Raw genomic sequence first — 12,596 nt, 5'->3', positions numbered from 1 at the left:
CCCTCAACCCCCTACGCCGCCTGGATCTCCGCGAAGCGCCGGCAATGGTCGAGGTACCCCACCTCATGCCGCCCCGCCAACTCAACCACGCTTGACCAAAGCCAATGGGGCGCATCTGCATCGGATCGACCTTCGGAGACCGTTCGGCGCCAATCGCGTCGGGTTGCATCCTCCATCTGACGTCCATGCGCCTTGCCCACCACGAAGGCGAGGTAATGTGCCGCTCGGATCGCCTCTGCGCGGCTGAACTGCTCGACGTCGAGCTTGAGATCTTGCGGAAGGAGTTCGCGCATGACCACCGGCTTGCCGAGCACATGAGTGGCCAACATGCGCTCGCCGAGATTTGGCGAGAGTGCTCTCGCCCCGTTTACCACGCGCTCGGCTTGATCCTTCGGCATCTGCGCGCCCGGGGCGGCAGGGGCAGCCGCTTCGACCGCCTCCTTCAGGTCGACGAGAGCGAGCCGCCTTTTCTTCTCCGTCCCGCTGATCCGGATGAGGGCGGCATAACGCAGGAAACCCAGAGAGCTGCATCCCTTCATCCAGTAGGCGGCATCAATGAGGCTTACCTTTGCCTCTCCGTCCCCGCCGTTCAGTGCAAGTACGAGGCGGCGTACGGCAGATTCCTGAAACAAGCTCTCGATCGAATCTCGTTCGTCTGGTGAAAGAGCCCAAAATTTTCGGCCGAGAGGGATGTTGGGTTCCACATCCTTCAAGCGTTCGCGGGCGAGCTGCTTCCAGCGGCGGCCGAGCGCGCGGCGGCGCACCGTCTGGACCACATCAGGCTCAGGTGGCGTCTCGTTTTCCTCCGGCCCCGTTAGACCAAGAGCATAGCCCCGGATCATCTGGTCCAGCATATGGGCGGTGACGACGCCCGGCAGGTTGGAGCCGCGCGCGGCGCTGGCCAGCGACAATCCAAGTCTGATGAGGTCATGGACTGGATTACCAATGACGGCTTGATCAAGATCTCGGATCTGGATGTCGACCCGGCCATCGGTATCGGCAAGCGGGCCAAGATTACCGAGATGGCAGTCGCCGCAGATCCAGATCGGCGGTCCCTCAGGCAGGGTGCCCCGGGAGAGGCCGTCGAGCCACTCGTAGAAGCGCAGCGTGTTGCCCCGGACATAGGCATGAGCCGATCGCGCCATCTTGAGTCTGCGCTGGTGCTCCAGCACCGCCGCTCGTTCGTTCGGCTCACACAGGCCGTCGTGACGCATTCCATGACCTTTTTACGCGACGCTGGTTGTGCCTGCGCAGCGAAGCCGTATCCGTTTCCAGTCGAGTGTGCAGGGCAGTAGGAGGCTCCGACACATCACGTTCCCGTCAGCCTGAGTAACAAGGTCCAGGCAACGGCATCGGCGCAGCTCCAGGTGGCACCGAACACATTGGTCTTACAATCGATTTCTCTTCAAAGATTTTTGGTGAGCGCGCTGGGACTCGAACCCAGACCTACAGATTAAATTAATTGTCGATCGGAAAAGCAATTATAAATCAATGATCTGTGTGTCCAAGACGGGCATGACAAACGAGCGAAATCCATATACGAGCGACCTGGGTTTGGACACAGCCTGAGCGCCTCGTAGAGGCCCCTCCCCTACAGGCCGATCCGGTGGCATGGGTCGCTCGCGCGGCGTCCGACATGCTGGGCGGGTTGGGCGCAGGTCAGATCCTGCTGGGTGATCGGGCCTACGACAGCGAGGCGTTGCGCGCCCAGATGGCTGAGCAGGGCGCGTAGGCTAACTTGAGGCCGATGCCCAACCGCAAGCAGGTGCCGGCTTTCAGCCTGTTCCCGTACAAGTACCGCAATCTCGTCGAGCGCTTCTTCAGCAAGATCAATCACTTCCGAGCCGTTGCGACGTGCTACGACAAGGATCCCGAGAACTTCCTGGCCAGCGTCAAGCTCGCAGCCGTGCGGGTCTGACTACGAACTTTATGAGTCCCTTAGCTATTCCACGACCTATGCAAATTTTCTGGCAGTGCCAGCTTGGTTGTCGAAGTCTCGGGGAGACAAAATGGCTCACGCTTCTCAAGAATTTGGCTATATTAAATTTGTATGTTTTGTATTTTTGCTTTCTGGGAAAATGCTTTCTGGAAAATTATTCTGATTATGTTCGGTCATTGTTGTGCATTGCAAAATCGAGATGATTTTTGTCGATATTGGTGGCTTTCGTGACGTTGCACACATCAATTGCGGGTCGAATGATTCAACTATAACGCGTTCGAGCTTAAGCCAGAAATTCGAACGCGTTATCAAAGGAAGAGGTGTTATGAATTATTTTTTAAATTCCCCAGAAGCTTTCGAAAATCTAAACGATGCGCAGCTCGATGGTATCGTGGGTGGATGGTCATTTTTCCATCGCCCAGATATTCACAGAATCGATTGGAAAGACGGAAAATATGTAACAACTGCCATTCATAAATACAAAGATGGTAAATATGAATTAGATAAAAGTGCGCTTGAAGATTTGAAGAAAATCAATGGAGGGATATATACTGGAGCCGTCGGGATATAGATTTTCTACAGAAATATAAGAATAAAAATAAAATATTTCCTGAGTTTGTGGCCTCAATTGTGCCTTGGATCGGGCTTAATGACAGGTTGCTGCATGTGCTAGCTGTAGCTTGCCAAATGGCTCGATCCGAAGGGGCTGCGGTCGACGCCTCGGCTCTCGCCCGATCCGTTATCGCGCGCCTGGAATCCACGACCGTTCAGCACGGGGCGGCCCTGCGCCGCGCCATCCTTGCCGCGCCGGTGGTCCGTAAGTGACGAACCGCCCGCCCAGCGCTTCGAGCGCGCTACATGAAGGATGCGGATCTGGCTTGCCGGAGCGCTATCGCAACCCAGGCCGGCCACTACCTCAATCCGCACCGTTTTGCTTCCGAGCCGTTCTGCGAGCGATGAAGCTCATCAATGCTCTGTGGGTCGGGCTTTTAAAACTTCTCCGAAGATATATCCAATCTCTATGAGTATTTTTCTCACCGGTTCTGCGAGTCATGAATAATTTTTATTTTGAGAAACATTTCGTAGTTCCACTGCTAAATCATGCAACTCAATCAGTGCTTGTTCTGTTTAATCATCTATAAAAAATTTTGAGGGCAGGGTTGTCTGCCTCGACTCGACTTCGCGGGTGGGATGCTGACGGATAAACTTTAATCAGTCCGCGAACTGCAGATTGCGCTCTTCCAGGCGCGCCCGACGATCTGCAAAGATCCATCCGGGAGCAGACATTGTAGAGCGGCTGCCTATGCTCAAGGTGCTCACCCGGGGCGTCGCGCTCGTCATCGGTGGTCAGGAGTACAGGTATCGCCTTCTTAGGGACTTGCCCTCCTCCCTGTTTGACTCCGTCGTCCGGAATATGTGGAGCTAGTCCGTCGTCTCGCAATCCTTGATCTTGCCGACTAAGGTCAAACTCTTGGGCAATGCCAGCTTTCAGCCGCTGTCGCTCTCGAAGCGTGCTTTATAGAGTAGCAGCCCGACGGAAGCGAACGCGTATCCATAAGAGTCTGTCACGATTGCAGTGTGATCAATCGGTCCGCGATCCGCTCGGCCATCTCCGCGTCATGCGTGACGAAGAGGATGGCGAGACCGTCACGCTCGCTTGCCTCGCGCAGCATCCCCGCAACCTGCATCTGGTTGATGGGATCGAGGCGCGACGTCGCCTCGTCCGCGAACAGAAAGACGGGATCGAGCAAGAGCACGCGTGCCAGGGCGAACCTCTGTAGTTCACCACCTGAGAGCTCACCGGGGCGCTGCTTTCGAAGACGAGGCGACAGCTTCAGGCGAGAGAGCAGCTCCTCGACACGCTCCAGGTCCAAGCCATGCCTTCGCGCCAGGTGGTCGAGCGCCTGTCCCATGTTCTGGTGCGGCACGAAAGCCGCCGGAGGATCCTGGTAGAGCTTCTGGAACCTGTTCGGTGCGGCACCCGGTGCGCGTTGGACCCAGCCGCGATCCGGCCTCTCGGTACCGACGAGGATGTTGCCGAGTGTGGTCTTGCCGCTGCCGCTCGGGCCGACCACGGCGACGATCTCGCCCGCACGGACTTGGATGCTCAGGTCCATGAACAGTCGCCGGCGCCCGAACGCTTTCGCCAAGCCCGTCCCATTGATCACGACGGAGCCTAGCTGCCGCGGCGCGCAGTGCGGCCAAGTGCTCGGGTCGGCGTCGATCAGCGCCCGCGTGTAGGGATGGACGGGCGCATCGAGGACCTCCGCCGTCGGCCCCGCCTCGACTGCATGCCCGTCGAGCATCACGCAGGTCGTCCCGCCAAGGGCACGGGCCAGCGCGATGTCGTGCGTGATCGTCAGGAGTAAGCGCCCGGCCGCGACCTCGCGCTGCAGCCGCGCGACGACGTCGCCACGCAAGACGCCGTCGAGGCCCTTGCTAGGCTCGTCGGCGAGAAGGATTGGGGCTTCCGCCGCGTGCGCCATGGCGAGTGCGAGGCGCTGGCACATGCCGCCCGACATCTGGAACGGGTAATGCCCATCCGCCTCGGTGAGGCCGACCTCGTCAAGCCCGGCGGCGGCGTGACGGTCCGCGTTGCGTCGACGGTGCACGTACCGGTGGACCTCGGCGAGTTGCCCCTTAGCCCGCATTGTCGGATCGAGAGCGGTCCAGGGCTCTTGGGGGAGGAGACCGATGCGCCGTCCCCACAGGTTCCGTCGCGCCGCGCCGTCGAGGCGCAGGAGATCCGCGCCATCGAGGAGGATACGGCCGCTCGCGACGAGACCCGGCGGCAAGGTCCCCATGATGGCCTGGGCCACGAGCGACTTGCCCGAACCGGACTCGCCGAGCAGTGTCAGCGGCTCGCCCCGCCCGACCGCAGCCGAGAAGCCGGAGACCAGAACCCGGCCTTCCGTGCGGATCGTGAGATCCTCGATGCGCAGGGCTGTCGTCACCGGACCGTGCCTCCGCGCGCGGTGAGCTGCAGGCCGAGCACCAGCAGGAAGATCAGGATCCCGGGCATCAGCACTGCCAGCGGCGCCTCGGCGTAGTAAGGCAGGAGCTCGACGATCATGCTGCCGAGCTCGGGCGTCGGTGGCTGCAGGCCGACGCTGATCGCCGACAGGGTCGAGATCGCCAGGATGGCCGTGCCCATCGCGAAGGAGGCCAGTGTCAGGAGGAGTGGCGTGATCTCCGGCAGCACGTGGTGGCGCAGGATGTAGAACGTGCCGAAGCCGAGCAGGCGCGAGGCCTCGATCCGCGGCTCGACGAGCAGACGCGCTGTGGTGGTGCGGGCGACGCGGAAGAACTCGACCCAGAGCGAGAGCGACAGGCCGAGGTAGAGCGGAAGGAAATGACCCGGCGCGAACGCCAGCAGGAGCAGCACGAGCAGCAGCCCCGGCAGGGCGAGGACGATGTCGGACAGGGCCACGAGGATCCGTTCCGTCACGCCGCCGCGCCAAGCCGCCAGCACGCCGAGCAGGAGCCCCGGCACCGCGGCGCTCAGCATGGTCAGCAGCGCTGTGCCGAAGGAGAGCCGGGCCCCGTGGGCGAGCCGCGCCAGCAGGCTGCGCCCGTAATGGTCGGCCCCGAGCAGGAAGTCGCCGCCGATCGGCGCCAGGCTCGCGGACAGGTCCTGGCGGGCGGGATCGGCGCTGACGAGGACCGGGCCCAGGAGCGCGAAGGCTGCGAGCAGGGTGAGCAGCCCGAGACCGACGCGGCGCGAGATCGGCCAAGGGTCCGAACGCAGAGGCGCCGTACCGGCGAGGTCCTGCATCTGGATCGTCATCGGGCGGCCCCCAGGCGCGGGTCGAGGAGCCGGCAGAGCAGGTCGACCCCGAGGTTCAGGAGGACGAACATCAGGCCCATGACGAGGGCGGCGCCCTGGACCATCGGCACGTCACGGGCGATGACTGCGTGCACCAGTGCGTGGCCGATGCCCGGATAGGCGAACAGCGACTCGACCACGACGACGCCCTCGATGAGGTAGACCGCCTGGAGGCCCAGGTAGGTGACGACCGGTATGGCGGCGTTGCGCAGCCCGTGCCGAACGAGCACCGCGCCCTCGGGCAGGCCCTTGAGCCGGGCGAAGCGGTAGTAGGTCGTGGCCCCGACCTCCGCGACGGCGTCGCGTGCCACGCGGCTCGACACGGCGGCGAGCCCGAGCGCCAGGGTCAGGCTGGGCAGCGCCATCTCGCGCCAGGTGCCGTAGCCGGCGGGCGGCAGCCATTCGAGCCGGATGCTGAAGACCAGCATCAGCATGAGGCCGAGGACGAAGGGGGGCAGCGCCCGCAACGCCACGGCTCCGATCAGCGCGAGGCGGTCGAGGCCCGATCCGGCCCGCAGGCCACTCACGAGGCCGAGCGGCAGGCCGATCAGCAGGGATAGGATGAGGGTGCAGGCGGCGAGCCACAAGCTGGGCCCGAGTTGGCTCGCGAGTTCTTCCGAGACCGACTCACCGCTGACCAGAGAGTTGCCGAGGTGTCCTCGGGCGAGTTCGCCGAACCAGCGCAGCAGCAGTTCCGGCCAGGGTCGATCGAGGCCAAGTTCCTGCCGGACGGCCTCCGCGGCCTGCCCAGTGAGCGCGTCCGGGCCGTAACGGTCGGCGGCGATGCGGAAGGCCGCGTCGCCGGGCAGAACCCTGACGAGGGCGAAGCACAAGCCGCCGACGACGAGCGCGACGAGCACGGCCTGGACCAGCCGCCCGAGGAGAAGGCGCGTCATGGTGTATTCCAGCGCATCCCGGCGAGCCCGTAGCTCCGTTCCAGGGGGTCGGCGCGCACGCCGGCCACGCGCCGGTTGGCGACCACTGCCAACTCGGCCCAGGTCACCGGGATGACCGGCAACTCGGCCTGTAGAATCTCCCCCAGCCTGCGCTGCAGTGGTGCGCGCTCGGCCGGATCAACGAGGACGGTGAGCCGGTCGAGAAGGGTGGCGGTTTCGGCGCTCGGCCAGTTCATCGCTCCCCAATCACCCCCGTCCGGCCCGAAATCTTGCAGTAGGGTGCCCAGCGGATCCGGGATCATCGCGAAGCTGCGAGAGACCAAGCCAAGATCCAGGCTGCCGTCGCGATGGCGGGCCGGGATGTCCGAGGTGTTGCCGATCGAGACGGCGAGATCGATGCCGACCTCGCGGGCCTGGGCCTGGATGGCTGCCGCCAGGGGCGGCAGCTCGGGCCACGCGGAATAGGTGCGCAAGGTGGCCGAGAATCGATGGCCGTCCCGCTCCAGGATGCCGTCCGGTCCTGGCCGCCAGCCAGCCTGGGCCAGGAGGAGACGCGCCTGGACGAGGTCGCGGGTCAGCGGCGGGAGTCTTTCAGCATGCCAGCCCGCGACGGCGGGCGGGAAGAGCTGGTCGGCCCCGAGGCCGGCGTTGCGCAGCAAGACCTTGGCGAGGCCGGCGCGGTCGAGGGCGAGGCTCAGCGCGTGCCGGGCGCGCGGGTCGGAGAAGAGCGGAGAGCCCGCGTTCAACTTCAGGAGCCGGGTCCGGGGTGGCGTGACCGTCTGCACCACGAGCTTCGGGTCGTGGCGCAGACGTGCGAGCGAGACTGGAAGGATCGAGACCACGACGTCAGCTTCGCCGCTTTCAGCCATCAGGGCGCGCGTCTCGCCCTGGCCGACCGCGAGGTAGCGCGCCCGCGCAATGGGGGGGCATCCGCCCCACCAGCCGTCGAAGCGCTCCAGCTCGATCCGGAGCGGCGGCGTGATCGCGGCGGCGCGATAGGGCCCCGTGCCGATCATGCGGACGACGCGTCCGCTCGGGTCGTAAGAGGCAGGTGCCAGGATGATCGTGGTGTGGTTCGCCAGGAAGGCCGGCAGCAGCGCGAATGGCCGCTCCAGGCTGACGACCACGACGTCGTCCTCGGCAGCGATCGCCGCGATGGGGACGCGGGACAGTGGGCCGACATTCGCCTGCGCGCGCCGCAGGCTCCCGGCCGCAGCATCCGCATTCAGGGGCGCGCCGTCGTGGAACCGGACGCCCATGCGGAGCGGGAAGCGCCACGTGAGACCGTCCGGCGAGACCGTCCAGCCGGTCGCGAGGCCAGGCGCGGGCGCGCCGGCGGCATCGACGCCGACTAGGGTCTCGGCCACCTGCAGGCGTGTGAAGGCGTACCCGTTGCTCGACGGATCGAGGCCCGCAACCTCCCAGGGGCCGACGACGATCAGCGTGCGCTCGGCTGTGTTCCGATCCTTGGCGGTGCCGGTGGCCGTGGGGACGGCAGCGAGGGCGAGAAAGCCGGCAAGCCGGAGCAGACCGCGGAGGACGACGCGGCGCTGCCGGTGCGAGAACATCATGCGGTTCGAGTCTCCACGACGGGAAGCGGGCTTCAGAACCTCGCAGCGACGCCGCCCATGATGGTGCGCGGCGTGCCGGGCGTGGCGTAACGGTTCTGCCAAGCGCGGTCGTAGTAGATTGTGTCGAAGACATTATCGACGTTGAGGTACACTCGCACGTCTGGCGTGATCCGATAGTACGAGATCAGGTTGAGGAGCGTGTACTCTGGCAGGTTGAACGTCGAGACTGCCGTTCCGGCGGCGCGCTGACCGACGAAGTTCACCCCTGCCCCTAGGCCGAGGCCGCGCAGGTCACCCCCCTGGAACTCGTAGACGCTCTGGAGTGCGAAGGCGTTCTCGGGCACGTTGGCGATGCGCGAACCGACCGGGATGGTGTTGTCGCGGGTCACGGCGGCGTCGGCGTAGGTGTAGGTTCCGATCACCCGCCAGCCCGGCGCGAGGTAGCCCGCAACGGTGAGGTCGAAGCCGCGGCTGCGGATCTCGCCCGCCGCGACGCTGAAGTTCTGGTCCACCGGATCGGTGGTCAGGACGTTGGTCCGCTTGATCTCGAACAGAGCGGCGGTGGCATTCAAGCGCCCGTCGAGCAGGTCGAACTTCGCGCCGACCTCGTAGCCCTCGCCCTCCTGGAAGGCGAAGGGCCGGAAGTTGCGGTCCGTGCCGGTGTTCGGCCGGAACGAGCGGGCATAGTTGCCGTAGACCGAGACCGCCTCAAGGAGGTCATAGACGAGGCCGAAGCGCGGCGTAGCGGCCGTGCCCTGCAGGCTCGTGGTGCGGTTGGTGATGTAGGAGGTCGAGACGAGGCCGATATCCTCGACGCGTACGCCGACGAGAGCATGCAGGCGTGGAGTGATGTCGATCTGGTCCTGAACGTAGCCGGCGTAGCTCTGTGTGTTCTCCAGAAGATTGCTGCCCGCCACGGTGAGCGGCGGCAGCACTTGGCCGTAGCGGGGCGCGAACAGATCGAGGAAGAACGGGTTGGTGGTGGGGTTCGAGCGGTTGATCACCTCACGGTAGCGGTAGCTGTCGTATTCAAGCCCGAGCAGCAGCGTGTGGCGGAACGGGCCGGTCTCGAACTTGCCCGCGAGGTTGACCTGGAGGTCGACGTCCGACCACGTCAGCTCGCGATGATCGAAAGTGCGCCGGAGCGTGCGCCCGTCCGGGAGGACACCCACGGTCTGCACGGCGTCGCCCGCGATGTTGCCGGCCAGCACCTGCGTGCCGGCGGTCAGCACCCAGTCGGGATCGAAGCGGTGCTCGATGCGCAACTGCCCGAGGGCATTGTCGTTGCGGAAGGGGGCAAGGCCGGGCTCTCCGATGTAGCGGGTCCGCGGCACGGCGCGCAGGTCGCCACGGAACGGGACGATGCCGCGGTCGAAGATCTGCCCGGCGCTGATCAGTTCGCCTTCGAGTGTGATCGTCGTGTCCGCCGTAGGCTTCCAGGCGATGGCGGGCGCGAGGTAGTAGCGGTCGCTCCTCCCGAAGTCACGGAAGCTGCCGTTGTCCTCCACGGCCCCCGTGATGCGGGCGAGCACCTGCCCGTTCTCGTCGAGGGCGCCGGTAGCGTCGACGGTGCTGCGCTTGGTATTGAAGCTGCCGTACTGCGTATCGACGGTGAAGGAGCGCTCGGCCAGCGGCTGCTTCGAGACGATGTTGAAGGTGCCGCCCGGATCACCCCGGCCGTAGAGGAAGGCGGAAGGACCCTTCAGAACCTCGACGCGCTCGATCGAGGCGATATCGGGCGAGTTCGGGTAGCCGCGGTTGATCGGGAAGCCGTTGCGGTAATACTCGCCTGTGGCGAAGCCGCGGATGGTGAACTCTGTCAGTCCAAGCCCGGCGAAATTGTTGGCCCGACCGACGCCGGCGAGGTTAAGGGCGGTGTCGATCCGGGTCGCGGCGGCGTCTTCGAGCACTTGGTTCGGGACGACGACGACCGCCTGAGGCACCTCTCGCAGGGGGGTATCGGTGCGGGTCGCGCTGACGCTCTGCTTCGCGAGATAGCCATCCGTGACGAGGCGAGGGCCGGATTTCCCTTGGACCGTGAGTTCGTCCAGCTGCACCTCCTGAGTCGCGTCGACGGCCAGTTGCGCAGACGCGGCGATCGGATCGAGGCCGACGGCAAGGTAGGCAGCCAGGGCGACAGTGCACGACCAGGCCTGCTTTCGACTGGGGCCGAACGCGGCAACATGATCGACCCGGCCGCTGGGCTTGCGAGCGGATGGAGATGATTCCGAGAGCGTGAGACCTGACCGGCGCGGCATCGTGGAAGCCCTTGATCGGACAAGGGCAGCTTCAGGCACGCGTGCGCGAGAGCGGGCGGTCAGCGCCTGCCACGGCCATGCGTTCCCTTCGGACACCCCGCCCGAGAAACGAAAACATCGCCAAGGCAGGTCTCCTGACTCGCGGGTCGTCGCCTCTGCCTGACCTTCCCGGCGCGGGGCACCAGTGGCCGTTCTCGGCAGCGGCTCGCCGCTCACAGTTGCGGGGGCAGCTCCGGCCTGACCCTGACGGGCTTCACCGGATTCCCTCTTAGCTCACGGCTACAGGGCCGTGAGAACCTTGACAGTCGCTCTCATCGGTCCTGCAAGGAGGGGAGTCAACCTATCGAACGCGGCTTATCGATACCTCGCGTTCCCGACTGAGGGGCGTCCGTTCCTGTTCGGCAACAAAGAGAGCCTTTGACTGCTGCGCCCCATTCATAAGTCGATACATCAACGGACAAATATCTAGAATGGTTTTTCGTTGATTATTTCCAGACTGCGACGGGATGCATTAGGAATATCAGCAGTATATCTGCGGATTTTATCCATGAAGATCAAAAGAGAACGCAGTGAGGGTCTTTGCCCCGATACCGCGGCTGCCTCCGCAACTGTGAGCGGTGAGCCTTCCGCCGCCAACGTCACTGCATGAGCCTGATCCGGGAAGACGGTGAGAGGGCAACGACCTGCGAGCTCGGAGGGGCGCCGAGGCCTCGTTCGCGGTGACGTGCCAATGCCGGAGGCTTGTCTCCCGTGTCCTTTGCCCTTCGATTCGCTCTGCGGAGCGCACTGGCGCTGTCCTATGCCGGCCCTGCTCGATTCGCCCGCTGTCCAGGCCCAGCAGGTCACCGCACCCTTCGCGAATGAACTGTGCGGCGGCGAGGCCGACGTCTCGCTCTCCGAGATCTCGGTCTCGGCCGAGACGGTTTGACCTGGTGTCGAGGCGCGATCAAATCCATTCATCGGGCACGTAAGCCGCCGACTTGGCAGGTGGCGTTCGCGGGATCGTTGTGAATCGGGATCGGCTGGGCCCGGGCCGCAGCAGGGCTGATAGGATGCAGCCAGTCACTCGCCTCCGCACTCGGCTGCGACTATCACGTGCTGCCCCTGTCCGGAGAAGATGTATGTTCACGCATGTCATGATCGGCAGCAACGACCTGGAACGGGCGCGAAGCTTCTACGATGCCACGTTCGCCGCGCTCGGAGGCAGGTCCGGCAAGATGGATGAGCGAGGTAGGCTGATCTACGCCCACGAGGGCGGCCGGTTGATGATCACGACGCCGATCGATGGCAATCCGGCGACCGCTGCAAACGGCGGGACCATCGGGATCGCCGCCGCCAGCCGCGACCACGTTCTCGCCTGGCATGCGGCCGGCACGAAGCACGGCGGCACTGCGATCGAGAGCCCGCCTTCCGAGCGACCGAACGGGGCTTTCGTGGCCTACCTCCGTGATCCAGACGGTAACAAACTCACCGCGCGGACCGTGCCGGCGAAGTGAGGAGCCCGGCCCTCCCTGCCGCGCCGGCCGTCCGTGCTATACTGCCAAGCAGCGTCGCACCCGATTCAGGCCGCGCGCCAGGCAGGACGAGCCCATGAAGGCGATCGCTCTTGCGGCTCTCACAGCCGCGCTCACGAGTGCAGCACCCGCTGCCGCGCAAACGACGGCCAGCCCCCACGGCTTCACGGTACAGGTCTCCCTCTCGCCCAAGGCGCTGAAGAAGCTGACCGACCTCTCCGAAAGCGTGACCGTGAGCTCGTTCTACTACTACGAGAGGGCTAGGAAGCCGACGCGCGCCGAGATCAAGCGTGCGCAGGCTGATGGCCAAGAGCCCGGCGCGTACGAGATCGCGGGCGACACGGTGACCATTCCGGCCGCCGGTGGCCTTGCCGAGATGCCCGGGTTTGGCGTCAACGCCGCGGATGCGACCTCGATCGACGAGAACCCAATCAAAGTGAACATCAACGTCTACTCCGCCCGCAAGGCGGCGCCGGACAACCTGCTCGACTGCGACCTTTTCTCGGACACAGTGACCGCCGCCAGGGCCAAGCCGATCAGCATCACCTGCCGACTGATCGGCGAGTCATAAGCACAGCCGGTTACTCAGCTC

At 64.6% G+C, this 12,596-nt stretch carries 10 protein-coding genes, 1 pseudogene and 2 riboswitches; of the genes and pseudogenes, 5 read left to right on the top strand and 6 right to left on the bottom strand.

Going from position 1 to position 12,596, the window contains the following annotated elements:
* Positions 1–11: 11 nt before the first annotated feature.
* On the bottom strand, positions 12–1,214 hold the full coding sequence (locus MMB17_RS15585) for a DUF2252 family protein (RefSeq protein ID WP_241099444.1): 1,203 nt from the start codon (positions 1,212–1,214) through the stop codon (positions 12–14).
* 407 nt (positions 1,215–1,621) lie between these two features.
* Between MMB17_RS15585 and MMB17_RS15580 the strand changes: the two are divergent.
* Positions 1,622–1,918: pseudogene (locus MMB17_RS15580) on the top strand (transposase family protein); the annotation flags it as partial.
* A 220-nt stretch (positions 1,919–2,138) separates the two neighbouring features.
* Positions 2,139–2,510: a hypothetical protein gene (locus tag MMB17_RS15575; protein WP_241099443.1), complete on the top strand. Its 372-nt coding sequence runs from the start codon at positions 2,139–2,141 to the stop codon at positions 2,508–2,510.
* Positions 2,511–3,504: 994 nt separating this feature from the next.
* On the opposite strand, the gene MMB17_RS15570 is transcribed toward MMB17_RS15575, so the two are convergent.
* From MMB17_RS15570 to MMB17_RS15550, 5 genes are read right to left on the bottom strand one after another with little or no spacing between them, the layout of a single operon-like run.
* Positions 3,505–4,893, bottom strand: coding sequence for an ABC transporter ATP-binding protein (locus tag MMB17_RS15570; protein WP_241099442.1), 1,389 nt, complete (start codon positions 4,891–4,893; stop codon positions 3,505–3,507).
* Positions 4,890–5,726: an ABC transporter permease gene (locus MMB17_RS15565; RefSeq protein ID WP_241099441.1), complete on the bottom strand. Its 837-nt coding sequence runs from the start codon at positions 5,724–5,726 to the stop codon at positions 4,890–4,892. The genes MMB17_RS15570 and MMB17_RS15565 overlap by 4 nt, the downstream gene beginning before the upstream one ends.
* Positions 5,723–6,661, bottom strand: coding sequence for an ABC transporter permease (locus tag MMB17_RS15560; protein WP_241099440.1), 939 nt, complete (start codon positions 6,659–6,661; stop codon positions 5,723–5,725). Before MMB17_RS15560 ends, MMB17_RS15565 begins: the two co-directional genes overlap by 4 nt.
* Positions 6,658–8,232 (bottom strand): ABC transporter substrate-binding protein, encoded by a 1,575-nt coding sequence (locus MMB17_RS15555; protein WP_241099439.1) that lies wholly within the window; start codon positions 8,230–8,232, stop codon positions 6,658–6,660. Before MMB17_RS15555 ends, MMB17_RS15560 begins: the two co-directional genes overlap by 4 nt.
* Before the next feature lie 32 nt (positions 8,233–8,264).
* Positions 8,265–10,490: a TonB-dependent siderophore receptor gene (locus tag MMB17_RS15550; protein WP_241099438.1), complete on the bottom strand. Its 2,226-nt coding sequence runs from the start codon at positions 10,488–10,490 to the stop codon at positions 8,265–8,267.
* Between the two features lie 107 nt (positions 10,491–10,597).
* Positions 10,598–10,806: riboswitch (cobalamin riboswitch) on the bottom strand.
* Between the two features lie 202 nt (positions 10,807–11,008).
* Positions 11,009–11,211, top strand: a riboswitch (cobalamin riboswitch).
* A gap of 78 nt (positions 11,212–11,289) precedes the next feature.
* On the opposite strand from MMB17_RS15550, the gene MMB17_RS25275 reads away from it, so the two are divergent.
* The 3 genes from MMB17_RS25275 (at position 11,290) to MMB17_RS15540 (ending at position 12,575) form a co-directional block, all read left to right on the top strand.
* Positions 11,290–11,418: a hypothetical protein gene (locus MMB17_RS25275; protein WP_276518038.1), complete on the top strand. Its 129-nt coding sequence runs from the start codon at positions 11,290–11,292 to the stop codon at positions 11,416–11,418.
* Between the two features lie 193 nt (positions 11,419–11,611).
* Positions 11,612–11,986 (top strand): VOC family protein, encoded by a 375-nt coding sequence (locus tag MMB17_RS15545; RefSeq protein ID WP_241099437.1) that lies wholly within the window; start codon positions 11,612–11,614, stop codon positions 11,984–11,986.
* A gap of 94 nt (positions 11,987–12,080) precedes the next feature.
* A complete protein-coding gene (locus tag MMB17_RS15540; RefSeq protein ID WP_241099435.1) occupies positions 12,081–12,575 on the top strand; it encodes a hypothetical protein in 495 nt (164 codons plus the stop codon).
* The last annotated feature ends 21 nt before the right edge of the window (positions 12,576–12,596 follow it).

This window comes from Methylobacterium organophilum, assembly GCF_022533465.1.
GTDB lineage: Bacteria > Pseudomonadota > Alphaproteobacteria > Rhizobiales > Beijerinckiaceae > Methylobacterium > Methylobacterium organophilum.
The sequence above is the reverse complement of the archived record's forward strand: the minus strand, read 5'-3'. Positions and strand labels throughout refer to the sequence as shown.

Coding starts and splice junctions, on each gene's coding strand:
- MMB17_RS15585 (WP_241099444.1), bottom strand. CDS start 1,214: ATGCGTCACGACGGCCTGTGTGAGCCGAACGAACGAGCGGCGGTGCTG.
- MMB17_RS15575 (WP_241099443.1), top strand. CDS start 2,139: ATGATTTTTGTCGATATTGGTGGCTTTCGTGACGTTGCACACATCAAT.
- MMB17_RS15565 (WP_241099441.1), bottom strand. CDS start 5,726: ATGACGATCCAGATGCAGGACCTCGCCGGTACGGCGCCTCTGCGTTCG.
- MMB17_RS15560 (WP_241099440.1), bottom strand. CDS start 6,661: ATGACGCGCCTTCTCCTCGGGCGGCTGGTCCAGGCCGTGCTCGTCGCG.
- MMB17_RS15555 (WP_241099439.1), bottom strand. CDS start 8,232: ATGATGTTCTCGCACCGGCAGCGCCGCGTCGTCCTCCGCGGTCTGCTC.
- MMB17_RS15550 (WP_241099438.1), bottom strand. CDS start 10,490: ATGCCGCGCCGGTCAGGTCTCACGCTCTCGGAATCATCTCCATCCGCT.
- MMB17_RS25275 (WP_276518038.1), top strand. CDS start 11,290: ATGCCGGCCCTGCTCGATTCGCCCGCTGTCCAGGCCCAGCAGGTCACC.
- MMB17_RS15545 (WP_241099437.1), top strand. CDS start 11,612: ATGTTCACGCATGTCATGATCGGCAGCAACGACCTGGAACGGGCGCGA.
- MMB17_RS15540 (WP_241099435.1), top strand. CDS start 12,081: ATGAAGGCGATCGCTCTTGCGGCTCTCACAGCCGCGCTCACGAGTGCA.